Consider the following 21,741-nt stretch of genomic DNA (forward strand, 5'->3'; position numbering starts at 1 on the left):
GCGGCACGCGCGCGGGCGCTAATGCAGCACGGCGCTCGCCAGCATGTCCACATTCACGGGTTTGACCAGATGCGCGTCGAAACCCGCCGACGCCGAGCGCAGGCGGTCGCTCTCCTGCCCGTAGCCGGTCACCGCGACGATCCTCATGTGGCCTGCGTTTCCTTCTGACTGCCGCAGCCGTCGCGCCACCTCGTAGCCGTCCATGCGCGGCAACCCGATGTCGAGCAGACACACCAGCGGACGGAATCGGTGCGCCACCTCCAGGGCGGACGGTCCGTCATAGGCCGTCTCGACTTCGCAGCCGAGCAAGCGGAACAATCGCGCCAGGGTTTCGGCATAGTCCTCGTTGTCGTCCACCACCAGCACCCGGGGCAGTTCGGCCCGCCCGTGCAGCTCGCCGGCCGGCGTTCGGGGGGAGGCGAGCGGCAGCTCCGGCACGGCACTGTCGGCCAGCGGCAATTCGACGATGAATTCGGCGCCTTCACGCTCGCCCTTGCTGTGGACCCGCACCGTGCCGCCGTGCAGTTCCACCAGGCCACGGACGATGGCCAGGCCCAGGCCGAGCCCGCTTTTGCGCCGGTCCAGCGCTTGCGGCAGCTGCACGAACCTCTCGAAGAGGGACCCGAGCAGTTCGGGGGCGATGCCCATGCCCTCGTCCTGCACCCGCAATCGCACCCGCCCCTCCACCGCAGCGGCGGAAATGCAGATGCGCGAGCCGGGCTGGCTGAACTTCGCGGCATTGCCCAACAGGTTCGCCACCACCTGGGCCAGCCGACCCACGTCCCCCCGCACCTTGAGGCCCTCGGACGGCACCTCCACCTCCAGGTGCTGCCGCTGCTGTTGCAATCGCGGCTGCACGGTCTCGACACCTTTCTGCACGATCACCGCGAGCTCCACCACTTCGGTGTTCAGCTCGACCTTGCCGTGCGCGATGCGGGACACGTCGAGCAGGTCGTCGATCAGCCTTGCCATCCGCTCCGCCTGCCGCTGGATCAGCGCCAGCTCGTCGGACGGCCCGTCGCGTCGCCACAGCAGTTGCACCGCCGTCATGATGGGTGACAGCGGGTTGCGCAACTCGTGGCTCAGCATCGCGATGAACTCGTCCTTGGCGCGATTCGATTCGACCAATGCCTGGCGACGTGCCAGCTTGATCTGCGCCGCCACCCGGGCCACCACTTCGCGCGCCGAGAACGGCTTGATCAGGTAGTCGTCCGCCCCGCCCTCCAGGCCTTCGAGCCGGGACTCCTCACCGGCGCGCCCCGAGATCATGATCACGGGGATCGCCTGCAGGCTCGGGTCGGCGCGCATGGCCCGCAGCAGCCCCAAGCCATCGAGTCGAGGCATGCGCACGTCGCTGAGCACCAGGTCGAAGGATCGTCGCCGCAAGATCGCCAGTGCTTGTTCGCCGTCGCCCGCGGCCTCCACCTGCCAGCGGCGCGACAGCAGCCTCACCAGGTAGTCGCGAATGTCCACGTTGTCATCGACCACCAGGATGCGGGCGTCACGTGTCTCGTCGTGCTCGGCCACCGCGGGCGGGCCCGACGGAGCACCCTGCACTTCGCCTCGCCGTGTCCAGCGCAGCGCCTCTTCCAGATAGGCCGACGCCAGAGCCCGCGTGGCGGCGGTTTCGGGCCGTGACAGCACGCGCTCGGGCGGCAGGTGCGCGCTGCCATAGCGCAAGGCGATGGTGAAAGTGGTGCCGCCGCCGGGTGTGCTCGAGACATGGATCTCGCCGCCGTGCAGCTGCACCAGCGCCTGCACCACCGCGAGGCCGATGCCCGAGCCTTCGTCGGTGCGGGACGGCGCGCCCTCCACACGGTGAAAGCGCTCGAACAAGTGCGGCAGTTCGGCTTCCGGCACACCGATGCCGGTGTCGCGCACGGCAAACACCGCCTGCCCGCCGTCGTCACGCACGCTCACCTCGATCTCACCCTCGAAGGTGAACTTGACCGCGTTGGACAGCAGGTTGAACACCACCTTCTCCCACAACGCCGGGTCGAGGTACACCAGCTGCGGCAAGGCCTCGCAATGCAGCACCAGACGCAGCCGGGCGCGTTCGATGGCAGGCCTGAACACTTCGGCCAGGTCCTGACTCAACTGCCGCAAATCGGTCGGCTCGAAACGCCCCTGCACCCGGTGGGCCTCGAGCCGGGACAGGTCGAGCAGTGCGTTGACCAGACGCAGCAAACGTGTTGCGTTCGCATGGGCGGTCTCCAGCAGCGGCGCCAGCGCCTGCTGGTCTGAGGACGGCAGCATCGCGAGGGCGTCCTCCAGCGGTGCGAGCATCAAGGTCAAGGGCGTCCGGAATTCGTGGCTGACGCTGCTGTAGAAGGCGGTCTTGGCGCGGTCGAGTTCGGCCAGGGCTTCGGCACGCCGGCGCTCAGCCGCATAAACCGTGGCCTCGCCCAGCGCGCTGGCAATCTGTCCGGCCACCAAGTCGAAGAAGGCCCGGTACGCAGCGTCCAGCGGGCGCCGCGGTCCGACGCCGACCACCAGCAGGCCGGCCGGCCTGGCGGGTGCGGTGCCGGCGATGGGCATCACCAGCGCCTGGGTGCAGGGTTCCGGCCAGGGCCTTCCGGTCAGTTTCACGCCCCGTGCCGGCAAGTCTTGCAGCAACTGCACACGCTGAAGGCGCAGCGCCGCCGCCAACGGCCAGCCGTCGGTCTCGTCTTCGGTCAAGCGGGGCTGGACCGGCAAGGGATGGCCGTCGGGCAGACCCGCGCTGGCGACCAGGTCGGCCTGGCGCGCGTCGGCGTCGGCCAGGTAGATGGCAGCAAAGGGAATGTCGTGCGGGTTCTCCGACAACATGGCGGCCGCTTGCCGGCAGGCCTGCTCCACCGTCGGCGGCTCACCCGAACGCAGACCCAGCCGGCGCAGCGTCTCCAGCCGCCGGTTGCCCACCAGCTTCTCGGTGGTTTCGGTGCACACGCCGAAGATGCCGTCGACCTGCCGCCCGTCGCCGAACACCGGGCTGAACGAGAAGGTGACGTAGACCTCTTCGTGAGCGACTCGGCGGTCGAAGAACATCAGCAGGTCTTCCGCCCAGTTGGCCTCACCGCTGCGCATCACCTGTTCGATCATCGGCCCCAACGTATCCCACACCTCCGGCCAGGCTTCGCGCCCCGGCCGCGCGAGGGCGGCCGGGTGTTTCTGCGGCCCGAGCAAAGGGATGTAGGCGTCGTTGTAGAACAGGGTCAACCTCGGCCCCCACCACACCTGCATCGGAAACTGCGAGGTCAGGCAGAGGCCCAGCGCCGCCCGCAGGCCCGACGGCCAGGTCGACACCGGACCGAGTTCGCTACGCGCCCAATCGACCGCCCGCATGCGCCCTGCCATTTCGCCGCCACCGGGAAACAGCGATTGCAGCACCGCCGCTTCGCTGTCGGGCGCCATCTGCAAGTCCGGCCCTCTCACGCTGCGCAGCGGCAACAGCCGCCGCCGCAACTCCGATCCCAGCACCTGCAGGTCGAGCGGCTTGGAGAGGTAGGCGTCGGTGCCCGCCGTGATCGAGCGCACCCGCGCCGCCGGGGTCGCGTCGGCGGTCACGGCAATGATGGAAAACGGCGGGACCTCGCCGCGCCTTTGCAAGGCGCGCAGCGCAGCCGTGCACTGCACGCCGTCGATCCGCGGCATGTCCAGATCCATCAACACGACGTCGGGCGGCGAGTGGCGGCATTGCTCGATCGCCTCCGCACCGTCGTGCGCCGTCACGGCCTGGCAGCCCAGCACTTCGAGCATCCCGGCGGCGACGATGCGGTTGACTTCGTTGTCGTCGACGATGAGGGCGCGCGGCCGCTGCACCTCGGGCACGTTGCCCGGCAACCGCGGCGGCGCCGGCGACAGGCCGTCGAGCCGACGTGTCAGGTCGTACAGATCGGTCGGTCCGAGCGGCAGCGCGCGCACCTGGAAACCCTCGACGGGCGTAAGGTTCAGCAGCGACGGGGAACCGACGATCACGGCCAGCACCAGCGTCGTCGACGGGGGCAGCAGCGCCGCCACGGAGCGCAGCGCGTCGCGGGTCACGTCGGGCGTTTCCATCACCACCAGCAGCGACGGCAGGCCCGGCTTGTCCTGCAGGGACCGCAAGCGCTGCTCGACCTCGACGCACGACCCGAACGCTTCGGTCGTCCAGCCCAGCCGCTCGAGGCGGCGCAGCAGCGCCTCGGCTGCCACAGCGTTGGGGTTGACAGCCCAGGCACGTGCGCCGCCGGCGTCGGGCAAGGGGCTGGTGTCGACCACGCCGGGCAACACCGCGGCCAGGCTGAACAGCACGCCTTCGGCCGGCAGGCTGGCAAACGACACGGCCGCCTGGGTCACGGGGCAAACGCCGCGTGCGCTGCGAGCGCCGGCGGCGCGACTGCCTGCATCTACACGCACTTCCGTCAGCTGCAACCGCTCCAGCACTTCGCCGATGCAGGCGTCGGGCTCCAACAGTCCGGTGCCCGCTGCCGTCACGGTCACTTCACACGTGCCGTGGCCATGCGGACGGCCCGAGCCGGTGAACACGACGAAGCCGGTCTCGAGCAGGTCGACGGCCCCACAGAGCAAACGGTAGATGCCCCGCTTCATCGCCGTGGCATCTCCCTGGAGCATCACCCGGGGCCCCCGGTAGTCGAAGCCGAACGACTGCTGCTTGGAGGCTGCGAGTGGAACGGCCTGCCGCACGCAGAGCGTGAACAGCTCTGCAAAATCGAAATGTTCTGTCTCCATAGCGTCCCTCCTCCCCGATGGGTTCGAGACTCAGCCGCCGCTGCCGCGGTAGCGAGTGGCCGGGCGACAGGCGCTCCCGAGTCGTGAGTCCTGCGCCTGAGCATGCGTCGTGCGCTGCCTCTTCTGCTTGTGGCCGGGTCGCCCCCGCAGACGGGTGACACCCCTACACCTCATTGCCGCTCCGGGGATCACCCGAGGGCTGCGACGGCGGGGCGACCGCAGCCGATGTGCAGCAAGCAGCGCACCTTACAAGGGGTTGTTTCGGGCTTTGAAGCACCGTCCTGTCAGGTCAACCAGGGGCTCATCAGCGATCCTATGGTTCGCTCGCATGTGCTTCAGACTCGACAGCTGCTAAAAATTGAAGAACCGCCGTGGGGACGCGCAGCCACGGCCGGAGGGCGGGTCCAACGTTTGCAGAAAGGTCACATGCGCTCGCCGCCCCTCAAGCCGACAGACGCCGCGCACACCGCCGCCATGCCGGCCCACCGGTGGAGCCATTCCATTCTGTGGCGGCAGTTCAAGTGGTTGACCTTGGCCGGCACCGCGGTCGCCCTGATGCTGGCGGTGCTGCAACTGCTCTACCACGCTCGTGCCGAGCGAGCGCACCTGGGGCGGCAGATCGAACAGTCGCTGGACGCCGCCCAGGCCCCGGCGCAGCAGGCCGCCTACGACCTCAACCCCGATCTGGCCCAGGTGGTGGCCGCCGGACTGGCCGCCTCCGGGCCTTATGCCGAGGTCGAAATCCGCGACGACGAAGGCCGTTTGCTCGCCGCGGTCCTGCGGTCCGCAGAACGTCCGCGCTGGCCCGTCCTGTTGGGCCATCTGCTCGGTCCTGTCGAACATCACCAGCGTGTCTTGATGCACCCGTTGACAGGCCGGGCGGTAGGCGAACTGCATGCGCACTTGAACATGCGACAGCTCGAGACCGATTTGTTCGCGCGGTTGCAGGCCGGCTTGTTGTTGTCGTTGCTGCTGCTGGTGCTACTGGCCGCTGCCGTGGCGGCCCTGTTCTACTTCACCAGCACCCGCCCCCTGTTGCGGGCGGCCCAGACCCTGTCCGGTGCCGACCTCACGACCGGGTTGGAACCCCCGGTCGGTCATGAGCACACCGAGATTGGCGCGCTGTTCGCGCAGTTTGGCCGTTATGTGGAGCGGCTGCGCGCCGCTGAAGCGCAGGCTCAGTTTGCCGGCAAGGAACTGGCCGATCACGAGGCCCGCATGTCGGCCCTGATCGAATCGCTGCTCGAAGGTATCGTCGGTGTGGACGCCGAGGGCCGGGTGCTCAGCGTCAACCCGGCCGCAGCCACACTGCTCAAACGAGAGGCGGAGGATCTGATCGGGCGGCCGGTGGCGGAAGTGCTGCCGCAGCTGGAATCCGGCGAGCCCCTCGGGGCGCCGGTCTATGGCCCGCCCCAGGCGGCGCCGGGCGCGTCACGTCACGGCACCGTGCGGCTCGGGCTTTCGAACGGCAGCCAGCGGGTCGTCGAGCTGTCGGAAAGGCAACTCATCTTCCGTGGCCAGCCGATGCGGGTGCTGTTGCTGCGCGATGTCTCCGCCTGGCTCGAACTCGAACAGGCGCGCCGGGAACGCGCAGCGGCCGAGGCGGCGGACCAGGCCAAGACCGCTTTCCTGTCCCGCATGAGCCATGAGCTGCGCACGCCGCTCAACGCCATCCTCGGTTTCTCTCAGCTGTTGATGCTCGATCCGGGCGGTCACCTGAGCGAAGCACAGCACAAGCATGCAGGACTGATCCACGATGCCGGCCAGCACCTGCTGGCCCTGATCCGCGACCTGCTCGACCGCAGCCTGATCGAAAGCGGCAAACTGCAGCTTGACCTGCGTCCGGTGGATGTGTCGACCATCGTCGCCGAGTGCCTGCCCTTGGTGGAGTCGATGGCGGCCCAGCAGCAGGTGCAGTTGCACAGCATGCCGTCGGACGACACGGCGGGCCGGCTCAGGGTGCGGGCCGACGCGACGCGGCTGCGCCAGGTGCTGGTGAACGTGCTGAGCAATGCCATCAAGTACAACCGGCCGGGCGGCAAGGTCGACATCTCGGCCGAACGACAGGACGAGACGCATGTGGCCCTGTCGGTGCACGACACCGGCATCGGCGTACCGCCGGAGCGTCTCACACAGTTGTTCGAGCCCTACAACCGGCTCGGACAGGAAGAGGGGCAGATCGAGGGCGTCGGCCTGGGGCTCGCCTTGTCGCGGCAGCTCATCGAGATGATGGGCGGCGAGTTGACGCTGACCAGCACCGAAGGCGTGGGCACGGTCGTGCGCATCGCTCTGCAGGCAGAGCCGGCGCCGACACTCCCTTGACCGGCCATGCAAGGTGTCGATCAGCGTGCCGTGTCCTTGCCCTGCAATGACTTGTTGAGTGCAGGGCACGTGACGACCGCACGCAGACGGGCGTATTCGCCCGACGCTCGCAAGGCTTTCAAGCCGTTGTCGAACGCCTCGCGCCGCGTCTCGCTCTTCGGCAGTACGGTGGGCAGCAGCAAATGGGTGGTGAACTGCAGCGTCATGGGTCGGCGATGGGCCTTCAAGACGGCAGCGTCGGCGGCGTTGAGATAGCGGCTGATCAAGTCGCACGCCACATAGCGTTCGATGGGCACCACGTCGACACGCCGCCTGATCAGTTTGCGCAAGGCGGCCAGGTCGTCGGGTGTCGGGTCGATGTGTAGCTCTCCGGCAGCCACCATCGCCTTGAGCCCCGCGTTGTAGGAGTAGTCCTGGATCATCGCAATCCGCCAAGGCTTCAGATCGTCGAGCGTGTGCCAATCGAAGTCGACGTCGCGGCGGTGCAAGAACACCCACTCCTCCTCGATCACCGTGTCGCTGAGCAGAAAACCTGCTTCCCGTTCGGGCGCCCGCCCCCAGTACGCGGTGCCGTCCCATTTGCCCTGACGTGTCTCTCGCAACGCCCGCGACCACGGCAGGAAGGTGTAGCGAACGCTGTAGCCCGACAACTCGAACGCACGTCGCACGATGGACAGCGCAATGCCCTGGTCGTCGCGCGATTGGGTCGCGTAGGGCGGCAACTCCCCAGTGGCGATGCGCAGTGGCTGGTTATCAGCGGCGCTGCGATGAAACCCCACCGACAAGGCCAGCGACGTCGCCAGGACGAAGCAAAGTCGGACCATGCTGTTTTCCGCGCTCTTGATCCAGGGTCGAACCGTCGACGATGTTAGGACCGCGACGGCGCCGGCACGGCGCAACCCCCTGCCGATGACACGGTGGGAGCGAGGCCACCGGCGGCGCCAAGCGGCAGGACGGCCTCGACTCTATTTCTGAAAACACAATGATCTGCTGTGCAACTTCTCCTTCACCGGGTCAATTTTCTTGCCGTCGCCGTCCTGGTCGGCAGGAGTTGGTGCATCCGCGCCCTGAATACTTGCCATTTTTGCAACGATCCATTGAAGCGCCGCCCGTTTTTCGCCCGTCCGTTCATCTCTAAAGTTCATCCCATCGATGAGCACAAACGAATCACGCTTGCGACTCAGCGATGGGCCAGACGGCTTACCCGCCCGACCCGGACCTATCACCTGATTGAAGAACGGAGTAGCACCATGAACGTCCAGAAGAACTTGATCGTCGCCGTGATCGCCACCTTTGCCGCCGCCGGCGCTTTCGCGCAGGAAGCCACGCCCGAAGACGACAACTTCCACGCCCAGTACGCCTCGCTGAAGACCCGCGCTCAAGTGAAGGCCGAACTGCTGCAAGCCCGCGCCGACCAACCCCTGGTGGTCCACAGCGGTGAAGCCAGCATGTCCCCGATGACCGCTCGCAGCGCCGTCACCCGCAGCCGCGATGACGTGAAGCGCGAAACCATCAGCGCGCTGCGCAGCGATCGCGCCGAAGCCCCGATCAACATCGGCGGCTGAAGCCGGCGGCCTTCGAGCGCTGTCCCGGCCGGGCCGGCCTACAGACAACAAAAAACCCGCCAAGGCGGTTTTTGTTGGGCGGGGCGCCCGCAGCAGACCGGTGCCACCGCGGGCGCTCGCACCTGTCAGGGCGCCGGCGGCACGATCTCGCGCACCGACGGCAGGGCAAAATCGATGCGCTGCCAGCCGTCGACCCGCAAGGTGGTCAGCGGCCCGCCCCAGTGGGCGTACTTGCTGAAGTGCCCGGTGTCGGTCCCGTCGACATCGACATACTCACTGAACAAGCGCCAGCGGTTGTTGGGCTTGCCGGTGGCCCGGTCGAACGGGTCGCGGTCGAGGTAGAGCCGGTTGATCACACGCGACCGATTCGACGGGTCGGCGTAGCTGACCAGCTTCAAGCCCACCCAGGTGTTGTCGACCAGGCCCGCGTCGAACTTCGGCTCCAGCCGGACGTAGTCGTAGTCGGGGTGGGTCAGCTCCTTGGCGAAGCGCGCATTGCGGCTGCTGTCTGCCGGGCCCAGCGTCATCATCACGCAGGAGGCGGCATCCGGGTCGCTGCCGCTGTGGCGGCCGCCGCGCACCTTCAGCTGCGCCTGCGAGCGACCGGCGTCGAGCAGCTGGTGCACGCGCAGGTACACGGTGAACTCCTGGTTGCGGAAGTCCTTGGGGCTCGCCAGGTAGCCCTTCTTCTGCGTCTTCCAGGTGTAGCGCTGCTCCTCGTCGCTGGCCTTGAAATGCAGTCGCATGGTCCAGCCGGTGCCGCCGCTCGCATAGTTGAGCGGGTACGACTCGGTGCTCCAGTAGCGCAGCGCACCCTCGTCGCGGGCGTATGCCTTCTGTTTCTTCTCGAGATAGATGCGCGAGGTCTGGTTGGGGTCGTTCTCGCCCAGGCGCAGCGAGGTGCCCTTGGTGGCCGACGGCAACAGCATCTGCACACCGTCGTCGTCCAGGCCCGGCGCCGTGGGCGGCGGCGGGGCGGGCGGCGGGTTGCCGTCGACCGCGGCGATGCGGTAGCTGTCGCCGTAGACCTTCCACTCCAGCGGCGTGTTCAGGTCGAGGTTGCCCTTGCGCAGGAACACACGTTGGGCAGTGTCCACCCGGCTGGTGTCGCTGTGCGCCTCTTCGGTCTTCATCGCCGCCACACGGGCATCGAGGAAAGCATTCAGGTAGGCCACCTCGTCGCCGCCCTGCGAAGGCGGCTTGGCCCGCCGCAAAGCCTTTTTGCGGATCCCGCCGAAGCTCACGCTGTCGCTGCCGGGGCCATGCATCACCAGCGCGTCGTAATAGATGAACTGGCCCAGCGCACGCAAGCCGTCTTGCTTGGCCTGCTGCACGGCCGGGTTGAAATACACCTCGTCGCGCACCGCGTCCTGCGATTGCCGGAAGGCCGGGTCTTGCGCCGCACGGCGCCAGTCGGACACGAAGTTGGGGTCCAGGCCCTCATGCGAGTCGGAGCCGTCGACCCGGCGCAACGCCGGCAGGTATTTGGCCAGCACGTTGCCGGGTGCGCGCCGGTTGTACGTTTCGACCAGCTGCAGCATGTCGCCGGTGCCCGAACAAAAGCCGACGATGCCGGCCGTGTAGCCGCGGCCGTCGCCGATGTCCTCGATGTAGCGGTACTGCGCACGCCAGTCGAGCGACGAGTTCTCGGCGCTCGAGACGAGTTGCATGGCGATGTCCTTCTTCGCCGGGTCGCTCAGGTCGTTGCGGCTGCCGGCCTGGGGCGCCGCCAGGGGCTGCAGCTGGGCCTGTGCCGGCCCGACAGCGGCGGCACCCGCGGCGCAACACGCCGCGGCGAGCCAGGGAAGCAAGGTGCGGGTCAATCGCATCGGTGGAGACTTTCAAGGGATGGAGGGGGACCGGCATTCGACGCGCGTGGCGGGGCCGGCTCGCGGGCACTGTGCCGCATGCCGCCGGCGAACACCACAGCCCGGGCCGAGCGGTTGCAAAAGACACCTGCATCTCACACTGCACACCGCGTGTCGCCCACCATCGCCCTGGCATCCTGGCCTCACCATCGCAGACCGGTTGCGGTGCCGGCCGCCCGACACGTTATGCTGCTGCCGTCGCCGGCCGCTAGGGAAGCCGGCGGCAGCCGCCTGTCCGGCCCGTCCGCACCGGTCCGGACGGACTGCTTGCGCGCGGGTAGCATGCGCGAGCGCGCGCAATGCTGTGCAGGTGCGCCAACCGGGCTCGCGGGCCGCCGGGTGCTGAGCGCCTCATCCGCCGCTCGCGCCGCCAGCCCTCATTTGTATTACGACGAACGGATCGATCCGCATGAACACACCACTTCGCCTCACGAGCCTGCTGATGCTCTGGCTCGGCGCTTCCTGCAGCGTGCTGGCCCAGACCGAAACGGGCGCCAGCGCGCCCAAGACCGGCGGCGGCGAAGCGGCGGCCACGCCGGCAGCACGAGCCGGCGAACGCTGCGAAGCGGCGGTGGCCGAAACCATCAAAGCCATGCGCGGCCGCAGTGCCGACGAGGTCCAGTTCAGCGGCGCCAAACGTGCCCTGTCCCCGATGACCGATGACGAGACCGGCGTCAAGGGTGAAGGCCAGTACGCCGGCAACGGCAGCTCGCCGATGCCTTTCACCTACAGCTGCGCGTTCAACGCCAAGACCGGTGCCACCTCGGGCGTCGTGTTTCGCGACACCGGCAAGCGCCGTTCGGCGCCAGAGCAGGTGGGCGACGCCGATTTGACGCATATCTCGCCCGAAGCTTGCGAAACGGCCACCGCGTCGGCGCTCAAGCAGAAATACCCGCGTGTCGGCCGCATCGCCTTCGGCTCCGACTCACGCCGCGTCCGCTCTTCCGCCGCCACCCGTGCCAGCCTCGAAGGCCAGGGCGGCGTCGAACGCGCGCCCGGCATGAGTTCGGTGCCGTTCACGTACCGCTGCGAGTTCGAAACGCGCAGCGGCAAGCTGCTGAGCGTGCAAACGCGCGAGTGAGCCCCGCCGCGAGCAGGCTGGCCCGGACGGCTCAGGTCGCGCGACGGCGCTGGCCGTGCGGGTGCCGTGCTTGCGCCCAATGCAGGGCCAGGCATGCGCAGGCGACGAGCCCGAGCACCGTGTGCAGCAAGGCGATGCCGCTGGCGAGGGTCTCGTCGGCGAGGTAGTAGACCCCCAAGGCGGTCACGATCAGGGCCAGCGCGAGCAGTGCGAGCGTCAGCCCGGTGGTGCGATGCCGCCGCCGGCCCCAGCCGGCGCGCATGTGGACGCTCCACAAGGCCCCGAGGAACAAGGTGCAGCCGAACGCAAGTGCGGCATGCAGCGATGCGGTGGCCAGACGTGCCGCGCCGCCCAGACGCCAGCCCGGGTCCCAGTCGAGCCGCATCTCCAGCATCGTCGGCACCAGCAGCAGTCCGGTCAGCAGCAGTGCAGCCAAGGCCCACAGCAAGCAGGGCGTGAACCAGCGGGGATAGCCTTTCATGATGCTGGGCCACCCGGGACCGCGGGTGTCACCAGCCGCCCGCCCAGGCTGGCCACGGCTCGGTCGGCCGCGTCCCCAGCGTTGGCCGCCACTTTGGTCAAGGCATCGGCTCGCCATGCCGACCGTGCCAACACCGTCCAGACGCCGGCGGCGTCCGCCGCCCTGAGGTCGGGAGGTGCGACGATGCAGCCAGGGCATCGATCGTCCCCCAGCCCACCGGCCTTCCGTTGTGACGTGGCCACTGCCGCCTCGCGCAGGATGCCCAGGGCCTGCATCCGGCCGTCCGGCTCACGGCGGTGCACCGGCAGAGCCAGGTCTCCGAACACCCGCAGGTCGCCGCCCGCGTTGACCCAGCCGGCCCTCGCCCCTTGGCGCTTGAGCGTTCCGACAGCGAGGTCCACCGCATAGCCCTTGGCAATGCCGTCCAGGGTCAGCCGCAGCGGGCGGCGCAGGCGCGCCCCGGCCGCGCCGAGTTCGAGGTCGCCGGCCTCCCCGACGTCGATGTAGTCGCCGCCGTGGTCGGGCAGCACGCCCCGGCGCACCAGCAGGCCGCCAACGGTGCAATTGAAGCGGCCGCCGCTGCGGAGCATCAGCGCGTGGGCAATGCGCAGCAAACGCAGTGTCTGGGGATGCAGTGCAAGCGGCTGCGTTCCGCTGCGGTTGAAGCGGGTCAACTCGCTGTCGGGGTCGTGGAAGCTCCATCGCGCGTGCGCCCGCTGCAGACACTCGAAGGCCGCTTCGACCGCGCGCTCCAGTCGCGGCCGGCTCCCCCTCGCGCCCACCTCGACATAGGTGCCGAGCAGCGGCCGCATGCGGCGCACCTCAGCCATGGGACGACAGGTAGAGCTGGTGCAGCGTCAGCAATCGCTTGACGCCATCGGTGATGTTGCGGCACGACAAGGTCGCGCCGCTGATGTTGGGGACGTCCTGATCGAGCTTCAGCGGGTCAGCCAGCGTCTTGCCGGCGAAGTGCTTGCGCCATTGGGGCTCGCGCACCTGACCGCCATGGGTCTCGCGATAGCTGAGGATCTCGACGCCCAGCACCTCGCCTTGTGGAGAGATGGCCACCGCATAGGTGATGAACTCGTGCTTGCCGATCACGTCGTCCTGGATGAACCAGCCCTGCAGCCGGCCGTCCTTCTCGGCGCGCCACACCTTTTGCTCGTCCCAACGCTGCCGCAGACCACTCACCGCCTTGACCCGGTCGCGCTGCTCGGCGCTCAGCTTGAGCGGCTGCTCCAAAAAGGCTTGTGCCTGCGGGAACAACAGCTTCTGAGCCTGAGGGACCGACAAATAGTCGGTCGCATAGACAGGCGAGACCAGTGCCGCGGTGGGCACCAGGAACCAGCTCCAATCACGTCGGCTCATGGTGCATTCAGAAGTTGTAGCCCACCTTCAGCCGGACCTCGCGGCGCGTCTTCTCGATCAGGTGCAGGTCGTCCTGACGCTGGCCTTCGTACTTCTCGCCGCCGCCGCGCAGCTGCTGGAACCAGGTCAACGACGCCCACCATCTCTGACCACCGTAGTGCAGCGTCGGGCCGCCGAACAGCGACCAGCGCTCCTTGCCGACCTCGGTCTCGTACTCGATCTCGTGCAGCAGTTCGGCGCCCACGTACCAGCTGGGGGCGAAGCGGTAGGCGAGGCCTGTGCCGATCTTGGTGCTGATCTCCATCTCGGGGTCGGTCGGCCACTCGATATCTTCCGACAGACCCTCGATGGCCTTGCGGTCTGCATATCCGGCTCGCACCCCGACATTGGCGACCCAGGTCAGCTGCCCCTCGAGAAAGTACTTCTGCGCCAGCAAGCCCGTCTCGACCTCGTATTCGCTCTTGCGCTGGCCCGAATGCCGGTCGAGCCGCCCATAACCGAGTGTCGCGTAGCCGGACAGGCCGACGTCTTCCTTTGCCGGGCTCATGAAGTTGTACTTGAACGAGGCTTCCAGGCCCGACAGCCTGAGGCCGGTGTCCTTCTCCTGCGGCAGATAACCGTCGATCAACAGGCCCGACGTGTCGACCGCCAAGGCGTTGAGTGCGATCGCCGCCTGGAAGCGGTCGGTCACGCCGTACTCGAACTCGGTCTTGGAGTCGATCGCACGGTACTCGCCAGTCCCCTTGTCATCGCGCACCGTCACCCACTGGTACAGCTCCTTGGCGCCCTTGGGCAGCGTTTCGGCACCCTTGACATAGCCGAACAGGTTTTCGTCGGCGACCGCCGGTGCCGACCAGGCGACGACGAGAGTGACCGCAGCTGCGGCGAGAACGCGAATGGACATGAGGTGCTCCCTGAAGGCAACGCTATGACTTGGTATGAGACCCAAGGCGGCCCAGACGGCGGCAGCCTCTGGACAGCGCGGTTCGGCCGCCATTGCGGCAACCGACTGTCCAAATAAAACTGAGAATCGTTATTGTTCCGCACCTTTCAAGATTTGCGTGACCGCTGTTGCGCCCGCAGCACACCCTGCCGCCTCCGCTGGACCCGCCGCCCGGCCGGGATAACCCCAATCACCCTCGCCCTCTGACACTGGTCAAATCGAGCGCGATTGGAACCGGTTCCATTTGACCGATTCCGGCCCGTCATCTGTCGGAGGCTTACCGTTGTTGCGCGATCTCACCCTGCCCTCGTCTCTCGCACCGCCCGAAGACTCGTCGATGTGGCGGCCCGATTTCCTGTTCGGTGCCGCGACCGCTGCCTACCAGATCGAAGGTGCCGCGGCCGAAGATGGCCGTCTCGCGTCGATCTGGGACATTTTTTCCCGCACTCCGGGCAAGGTACTCAACGGCGACACCGGCGACCACGCCTGCGACCACTACCGGCGCTGGGCGGAAGACCTCGAGTTGGTGGCGGGCCTCGGCCTCGGTGGCTACCGGCTGTCGATCGCGTGGCCCAGGGTGATGGACGAGGCCGGCAGGCCCAACACGAAGGGGCTGGATTTCTACAAGCGGTTGCTCGACCGGCTGCAGCAGCAAGGGCTGCAAGCCTTCGTCACGCTGTACCACTGGGACCTTCCGCAGCACTTGCAAGACCGCGGCGGCTGGCTCAACCGCGACACCGTGCAACGCTTTGCCGACTACGCCGACGTGGTCAGCCGCGAATTGGCCGGGCGGGTCAACGCCTGGACGACCTTGAACGAACCCTGGTGTTCGGCTTTCCTGGGCTACGGCAACGGGCACCACGCCCCAGGGCTGAAGAGCGTGCGCTACGCCGTCGACGCGATGCACCATCTGCTGCTGGCCCACGGCGAGGCGGTGCGGGTGCTGCGCGGCAACGACCGCGCGCCGGTCGGCATCGTCTCCAACGTCAACGCTGTGAAGCCCGACAGCGAGCGCCCTGAAGACCTGCACGCGGCCCGGCTCGCCGAGGCCTGCGCGAACCATTGGGTGCTCGACCCGCTGCTGCTCGGCCACTACCCGGAAGCACTGCGCGAGCTGTGGCCCGGCATCGAGCCGGCGGTACGCCCGGGCGACTTGGCGCTGATCTCGACGCCGCTCGACTATCTCGGCATCAACTATTACTTCCGCGCCAACGTCGGGAGCGACGGCGCGCACGGCTACGTGGAGCGCTCGCAGCCTAACGTGGAGCGGACGCAGATGGGCTGGGAGGTCTATCCCGAGGGCCTGCGCGACCTGCTGGTCGGCTTCAAGCGACGTTACCCGGGCCTGCCGCCGATCTACATCACCGAGAACGGCATGGCCAGCGACGACCGGGTGGTCGACGGCCGGGTCGACGACCCCCAACGTATCGACTACTTGCGGCGCCACTTCGCCGCGGTCGACGAGGCGATGCGGCAAGGCGTCGAGGTCAAGGGCTATTTCGTCTGGTCCTTGCTCGACAACTTCGAATGGGCCTACGGCTACGAACGCCGCTTCGGCATCGTGCACGTCGACTACCGCACCCAGCAGCGCACCTTGAAGGACAGCGCACTGGCGCTGCGCGAGTTCCTGGCGCAGCGCCGCTCGCGGGCGTGAGCGACGGCAGTCTGCCCGATCTAAACCACACGGGCGCCCGCAGCCCTGCACACGAGGAGACCCACATGAGCAGCACGACCCGTATCGCCATCGGCCTGTGCCTGGCCGCCACCACCGCCCTGCCCGCCGCGGCGCAAACGCGTGCAGAGGTGATCCACTGGTGGACGTCCGGTGGCGAGTCGGCCGCCGTCAAGGAACTGGCGGCCGCCTACAAGGCCGCCGGCGGCACCTGGGTGGACAGCGCGGTGGCCGGGGGCGAGTCGGCCCGGGCAGCCGCGATCAACCGCATCGTGGGCGGCAACCCGTCGACCGCGGCGCAGTTCAACACCTCCAAACAGTTCCATGACGTGATCGACGCCGGCCTGCTCAACCACGTTGACGACGTCGCGCAGAAGAACCACTGGGACAAGCTGCTGCCGGCGCCCATCCTGAACAGCATCAAGGTCAAGGGCCACTACTACGCGGTGCCGGTCAACGTGCACATGCCGGCGTGGTTCTGGTACTCCAAAACGGCGTTCGACATGGCCGGTATCAAAGAGGAGCCGAAGACCGCCGAGCAGCTGTTCGCGGCGCTCGACAAACTCAAGGCCGCCGGTGTGGTGCCGCTCGCCTTCGGCGGCCAGCCGTGGCAGGAAAAGCTCACCTTCGACGCCCTGCTCGCCCACCTGGGCGGCGCCGACCTGTATTTGAAGGTCTACCGCGACCGTGACCAGAAGGCGATCCAGTCGGAGGCCTTCAAGCAGGTCCTGCTGTCGTTCAAGCGGCTGAAGGCGTACGTGGACGGGGGCGCCGCGGGCCGCAACTGGAACGACGCCACCTCGATGGTGATCGCCGGCAAGGCCGGTGTGCAGATCATGGGCGACTGGGCCAAGGGGGAGTTCCAGGCCGCACGGCAAACCGCCGGCAAGGAGTTCGGCTGCTTCCCGGGACTGGGGCCCAGGTCGCCTTACATCATCGCCGGCGACGTTTTCGTGTTCCCCAAGACCAGCGATCCGAACGCCATCAAGGCGCAGCATCTGCTGGCCGCCACCATCACGGCACCGGCCGCACAGGTGGCCTTCAGCAACCGAAAAGGCTCGATCCCGATCCGCACCGACGTCGATGCATCGGCGATGGATGTGTGCGCGCAGCAGGGCCTGCAGGTGATGAAAGACGCCTCCCGCCACCTGCCCAACCCTGAAATGCTGGTGTCGCCCGACATCGCCGGCGTGCTGCAAGACATCATCACCAAGTACTGGAACACGCAGCAGCCGGTGGACGAGGTGGTCAAGGCCATCGGCGCGGCCGTGAAGGGCTGAGGCCCCCCGACCGACCCTGAAGGCGCCGTCATGAGCCCCGCTCGGCCAGTGTGCGGCATGGAGGTCATCGAATGAACAGAACCCGGCGCCGCCCTGTGCGACTGCATCGATGGGCCGCCTACACGGCCATGCTGCCGATGGCTGCCACCGTGCTGCTGGCCTATGTCGGCACGGTCGCCTGGTCGGTCAGGGTGTCGATGAGCAGTTCGCGCAGCCTGCCGGTCGACGATTTCGTCGGCCTTGCACAGTACAGCCGGCTGTTCGGCAGCGACCGTTGGCTGCTGTCACTGGAAAACGTCGCGCTGTTCGGCGTCCTGTTCATCGGAGCCTGTTTGGTGCTGGGTTTCCTGCTGGCCGTCTGCATCGATCAGCAGGTCGCCGGCGAAGGTGCGCTGCGCACCGTCTTCCTGTACCCCTACGCGATGTCGTTCGTCGCCACCGGCCTCATCTGGCAATGGATGTTGAACCCGGAGCTGGGGCTGCAGGCCAGCGTGCGCAGCCTCGGCTTCGAGCACTTCCACTTCGACTGGATCGTCAGCCAGGACAAGGTGATGTATGCCGTCGTGCTGGCCGCCGTCTGGCAGGCCTCGGGGCTGGTGATGGCGCTGATGCTCGCGGGCTTGCGCGGTATCGACGACAGCCTCTGGAAGGCGGCGCGTCTCGACGGCATCCCGACATGGCGGGTCTACCTGAACATCGTGCTGCCCCTGCTCGGTCCGTCGATCGCCACCGCGGTGGTGCTGTTGTCGGTCAGCGTCGTCAAAGTATTCGACGTGGTGGTGGCGATGACGCAAGGCGGCCCGGGGGTGGCCAGCGAGGTGCCGGCCAAGTTCATCATGGATCACTTGTTCGGCCGCTCCAACATCGGCCTGGCCTCGGCCGCGTCGACGGTGTTGCTGCTGACGGTCCTGGCCTTGCTGGCCCCGTGGCTGTATGCGCGCCAACGCGCCGCACGCCGCGAGGCACCAGGAGGGGCCCGATGAGCACGCTGACGACCGGCCTGTCCGCCGCAAGACCGGCCCTGCCCAGCCGTGCCCGGCGCCGCCGCACCACCACCCCGGCCCGCTGGGGCCTGTATGCCTTTCTGCTCGGAGCGGCGGCGTTTTTCCTGCTGCCGCTCTACGTGATGCTCATCACCTCGGTGAAACCGATGGAGGAGATCCGCCTCGGCAACTTGTTCTCGCTGCCGGTGAAGATGACGCTGGAGCCCTGGGCGGTGGCGTGGGCCGGCGCCTGCACCGGGCTGCAGTGCGAGGGCATCCGCGGCGGTTTCGTCAATTCGCTGCTGATCGTGGTGCCGAGCACCGCCGTCTCGATTTTCCTGGGCGCGCTGAACGGCTACGCGCTGTCGTTCTGGCGGCCGCGCGGCGGGCAGTGGCTGTTCGGCGTTCTGCTGCTGGGCGCCTTCGTGCCCTACCAGGTCATCATGTTCCCGCTGGTACGAGCTTTTGCCGCGTTGTCGCTGTTCGGCACACTGCCGGGCATCGTGCTGATCCACACGGTGTTCGGCATGCCGGTGATGACGCTGCTGTTCCGCAACTACTACGCGTCGATCCCGGCCGAGCTGTTCAAGGCCGCACGCATCGACGGCGGTGGCTTTTGGCGCATCTTCTTGCAACTAATGTTGCCGATGTCGCTGCCGATCATCGTGGTGGCGGTGATCATGCAGGTCACCGGCATCTGGAACGACTTCATCCTGGGCTTGGTGTTCGCCGGCCGGGACCACCTGCCGATGACGGTGCAACTCAACAACGTCATCAACACCACCACCGGCGAACGCCTCTACAACGTCAACATGGCGGCCACCCTGCTCACCTCGCTGGTGCCGCTGGTCATTTACCTGGTGTCGGGCCGCTGGTTCGTGCGCGGCATCGCGGCCGGGGCCGTGAAAGGCTGAACTGCATGTCCAGTGTGTCCATCCATGCGCTCAACATCCGGCTCGGCGCCGCGCCCATCCTCGAGAGCCTCGACCTGCAGGTGCGCGAAGGCGAGTTCCTGGTCCTGCTCGGGCCTTCGGGTTGCGGCAAGTCGACCCTGCTGCATTCGATCGCCGGCCTGCTCGACGTCGACGAGGGGCGCATCGAGATCGGGGGCAACGATGTCACCTGGGCCGACCCCAAGGACCGGGGCATCGGCATGGTGTTCCAGTCGTATGCCCTCTATCCGACCCTGAACGTCGAACGCAACCTGTCGTTCGGCCTGCGCATCGCCGGCGTCGAACGACACGAGATCCAGCGGCGGGTGCAGCGCGCCGCGTCCATGCTGCAGCTCGACTCCCTGCTCGACCGCAAGCCGTCGCAGCTGTCGGGCGGCCAGCGGCAGCGTGTCGCGATCGGGCGGGCCCTGGTGCGCCAGGCCCAGGTGTTCCTGTTCGACGAGCCGCTGTCCAACCTCGACGCCAAGCTGCGCGCCGAACTGCGCCGCGAGCTGAAGCAGCTGCACTGCGAACTCGGCTCGACCATGATCTACGTCACGCACGACCAGGTCGAGGCCATGACGCTGGCCAGCCGCATCGCGGTGATGCGCGCGGGCCGCATCCAGCAGATCGGCACGCCGTCGCAGGTTTACGACACGCCGGCCAACCTGTTCGTGGCCGGCTTTCTCGGCTCGCCCAGCATGAATTTCATCGATGGCGAACTGGGGCCCCGCACCGACGACCAGGTCAGTTTTATCGCCCACCGCTTGCAGGTCCCGCTCGGCCTTTATCCGTTCTTGCAATGCCCGCAGCCGGGGCGCAAGGTGGTGCTGGGCGTGCGCCCGGAACACCTGACGCTGCAGCCGCCGGGCGAGGCCAGCGGACACGGCACCGTCACCTTGGTCGAGCCGATGGGCTCGCACGCCATCGTCTGGCTCGACGACCACGGCCGCCGGCTCGCCGTTCAGGCGCCGGCGGGGCAAGAACCGGCCCCCGGCGCGAAGGTGGCGTTCCATCTCGATCCGGCCCGAGTGTCGCTGTTCGACCACGCCACCCAGCAACGTCTGTGACATCTTCCCCGCCGTAGCTTCTATCATCGCCGCCTCAGGAACACCGGCAGAGTGGTGATGGCAACGATCAAGGATGTGGCACGGCTGGCAGGCGTCGGGGTGGGCACGGCGTCTCGCGTGTTGTCGGGCAAAGGCTCTTTCTCGGCCGAGGCGCAGGCGCGTGTGGAGGAAGCGATCAAGGCGCTCGACTTTCGCCCCTCCAGCACCGCGCGGGCGTTGTCGCTGCGCAGCACGGGCACGGTCGGCGTGTTCGTACCGGATTTCAAAGGGCCGTTTTACGGCCCGATGCTGCATGCCATCGACACCGAGCTGCGCCGGCACGGGCGTCACATGGTGGCGGCCAACGGCTGCGGCCACGAGGACGCGCGGCAACAGGCGCTGGACGGCGCGCGCTTCCTGATCGACCGCGAATGCGACGGCCTCATCGTCTCCAGCAACGCCTTGCGCGACGCCGACTTTGTCGACCTGCAGCAGCGGCAGCCCCGCATCGCGGTCGTGAACCGGCAGGTCAAAGGTTTCAAGTCGACCTCGTTCAGCGTCGACCATCGCCTCGGCGGGCGTCTCGCGGCGCAGGCCTTGCTTGGGCAAGGCCACCGACACATCGCCATCATCCAGGGTCCGCAAAGCGCGCCGGACAACCGCCAGCGCGTGCAGGCCTTCCTCGATGAGGTGGGGCGGCATGGCGTGGCGCGCGACCGCGTGGCCATCGAAGATGGCGACTTCACCGCGCACAGCGGCTGGCAGGCCACCGAGCGGTTGCTCGGGCGGGGCGAGCGCTTCACCGGCCTGTTCTGCGCCAATGACCAGATGGCGATGGCCGCCATGTCGTGCCTGCAGTCGGCGGGCCGGGTGGTACCGCGAGACGTGTCGGTGGTGGGCTACGACGATGCCGACATCGCCGCCTTTCTGTCGCCACGCCTGACCACGGTCCGTATCGCCATCGGCGACATGGCGCTGAACGCCTGCCGCATGATCATCAACCTCTGCTACCGCACCGAGCTGCCGGTGTCGCAACAGTTCATGCCTGAACTGGTGGTGCGCGAATCGCTCGGTCCCGCACCGCGCCGCCCTTGAAGCGCGTACAGAAGCCGTGGTGCGGGCGGTGATGTCGGTGGCCGCCTGGCCGCAACCTACGCTGCCCTGGCCCGCACGCCATTTGATCGACGTCAAGCTCGCCTGGCGCAGCGACGCCTCGCCGATCGGCGAGGTGTAGGGACCGCGGCGGCGGGTGCCGATGCCCCCTGCGCCGACACGCCTTCCTGGTGCCGGAGCCGGCCCCCGCCCTATCCTCTTGGGCAGGATCCCGGGCCCGGGCTGTGGTCGGTGCAGCGCCCCGCTGCACTGGTGGGTACACGGCATTGCCGGCCCGGCCCGCACCCGATGGAGCCACACCAGCGCCACTTTGTGGAAGATGGGCATGCCGATCCGGGCGGTCTCGGCAGGGGGCCGGCGATCGGGGCGAATGA

At 67.8% G+C, this 21,741-nt stretch carries 16 protein-coding genes; 9 read left to right on the top strand and 7 right to left on the bottom strand.

All coding sequences use genetic code 11. The features are described from left to right. Positions 1-18 precede the first annotated feature (18 nt). Positions 19-4,710 carry a response regulator gene (locus AAW51_RS14650; protein ID WP_053013585.1) on the bottom strand — a complete coding sequence of 1,564 codons (4,692 nt, stop codon included), beginning with the start codon at positions 4,708-4,710 and terminating at the stop codon, positions 19-21. A gap of 426 nt (positions 4,711-5,136) precedes the next feature. On the opposite strand from AAW51_RS14650, the gene AAW51_RS14655 reads away from it, so the two are divergent. Continuing rightward, on the top strand, positions 5,137-7,032 hold the full coding sequence (locus AAW51_RS14655; protein WP_047195197.1) for a sensor histidine kinase: 1,896 nt from the start codon (positions 5,137-5,139) through the stop codon (positions 7,030-7,032). Between the two features lie 20 nt (positions 7,033-7,052). On the opposite strand, the gene AAW51_RS28185 is transcribed toward AAW51_RS14655, so the two are convergent. After that, positions 7,053-7,856: a substrate-binding periplasmic protein gene (locus tag AAW51_RS28185; protein ID WP_053013586.1), complete on the bottom strand. Its 804-nt coding sequence runs from the start codon at positions 7,854-7,856 to the stop codon at positions 7,053-7,055. Positions 7,857-8,024: 168 nt separating this feature from the next. Here AAW51_RS28185 and AAW51_RS29965 point away from each other — a divergent pair, with 168 nt between their 5' ends. Continuing rightward, complete coding sequence (locus AAW51_RS29965) at positions 8,025-8,597, top strand: DUF4148 domain-containing protein (RefSeq protein WP_157359899.1); 573 nt, start codon at positions 8,025-8,027, stop codon at positions 8,595-8,597. Between the two features lie 125 nt (positions 8,598-8,722). Here the strand turns inward: AAW51_RS29965 and AAW51_RS31185 are convergent, their stop codons facing one another. Then, entirely contained in the window at positions 8,723-10,426 is a 1,704-nt protein-coding gene (locus AAW51_RS31185) for a chitosanase (protein ID WP_083438306.1), read from the bottom strand. Positions 10,427-10,874: 448 nt separating this feature from the next. Between AAW51_RS31185 and AAW51_RS14675 the strand changes: the two genes are divergently transcribed. Next, entirely contained in the window at positions 10,875-11,546 is a 672-nt protein-coding gene (locus AAW51_RS14675) for a hypothetical protein (protein WP_157359900.1), read from the top strand. Positions 11,547-11,577: 31 nt separating this feature from the next. Here AAW51_RS14675 and AAW51_RS14680 read toward each other — a convergent pair whose 3' ends face one another. Genes AAW51_RS14680 through AAW51_RS14695 form a run of 4 tightly spaced genes read right to left on the bottom strand, consistent with a single transcriptional unit; the run spans position 11,578 to position 14,299 of the window. Next, on the bottom strand, positions 11,578-12,027 hold the full coding sequence (locus AAW51_RS14680) for a hypothetical protein (protein WP_047195200.1): 450 nt from the start codon (positions 12,025-12,027) through the stop codon (positions 11,578-11,580). Continuing rightward, positions 12,024-12,839, bottom strand: coding sequence for an FAD:protein FMN transferase (locus tag AAW51_RS14685; RefSeq protein ID WP_238947599.1), 816 nt, complete (start codon positions 12,837-12,839; stop codon positions 12,024-12,026). The genes AAW51_RS14680 and AAW51_RS14685 overlap by 4 nt, the downstream gene beginning before the upstream one ends. A gap of 10 nt (positions 12,840-12,849) precedes the next feature. Further along, positions 12,850-13,395, bottom strand: a complete 546-nt coding sequence (locus AAW51_RS14690; protein ID WP_047195202.1) for an FMN-binding protein — start codon at positions 13,393-13,395, stop codon at positions 12,850-12,852. A gap of 7 nt (positions 13,396-13,402) precedes the next feature. Continuing rightward, a complete protein-coding gene (locus AAW51_RS14695; RefSeq protein WP_047195203.1) occupies positions 13,403-14,299 on the bottom strand; it encodes a DUF6662 family protein in 897 nt (298 codons plus the stop codon). A 376-nt stretch (positions 14,300-14,675) separates the two neighbouring features. Here AAW51_RS14695 and AAW51_RS14700 point away from each other — a divergent pair, with 376 nt between their 5' ends. From AAW51_RS14700 to AAW51_RS14725, 6 genes are all read left to right on the top strand, one after another. Then, positions 14,676-15,992: a GH1 family beta-glucosidase gene (locus AAW51_RS14700; protein WP_083438701.1), complete on the top strand. Its 1,317-nt coding sequence runs from the start codon at positions 14,676-14,678 to the stop codon at positions 15,990-15,992. Between the two features lie 65 nt (positions 15,993-16,057). After that, on the top strand, positions 16,058-17,290 hold the full coding sequence (locus tag AAW51_RS14705; RefSeq protein ID WP_047195205.1) for an ABC transporter substrate-binding protein: 1,233 nt from the start codon (positions 16,058-16,060) through the stop codon (positions 17,288-17,290). A gap of 71 nt (positions 17,291-17,361) precedes the next feature. Further along, positions 17,362-18,273 carry a carbohydrate ABC transporter permease gene (locus tag AAW51_RS14710; protein WP_047195206.1) on the top strand — a complete coding sequence of 304 codons (912 nt, stop codon included), beginning with the start codon at positions 17,362-17,364 and terminating at the stop codon, positions 18,271-18,273. Next, entirely contained in the window at positions 18,270-19,187 is a 918-nt protein-coding gene (locus AAW51_RS14715; protein ID WP_047195207.1) for a carbohydrate ABC transporter permease, read from the top strand. The genes AAW51_RS14710 and AAW51_RS14715 overlap by 4 nt, the downstream gene beginning before the upstream one ends. Before the next feature lie 5 nt (positions 19,188-19,192). Beyond that, the gene (locus AAW51_RS14720; RefSeq protein WP_047195208.1) at positions 19,193-20,275 is read left to right on the top strand and encodes an ABC transporter ATP-binding protein; all 1,083 of its coding nucleotides are present in this window, start codon (positions 19,193-19,195) and stop codon (positions 20,273-20,275) included. Positions 20,276-20,332: 57 nt separating this feature from the next. Further along, positions 20,333-21,349, top strand: coding sequence for a LacI family DNA-binding transcriptional regulator (locus tag AAW51_RS14725; protein WP_047195209.1), 1,017 nt, complete (start codon positions 20,333-20,335; stop codon positions 21,347-21,349). Positions 21,350-21,741: the final 392 nt, after the last annotated feature.

Origin of the sequence: Caldimonas brevitalea, assembly GCF_001017435.1 — a bacterium.
Lineage (GTDB): Bacteria > Pseudomonadota > Gammaproteobacteria > Burkholderiales > Burkholderiaceae_C > Caldimonas > Caldimonas brevitalea.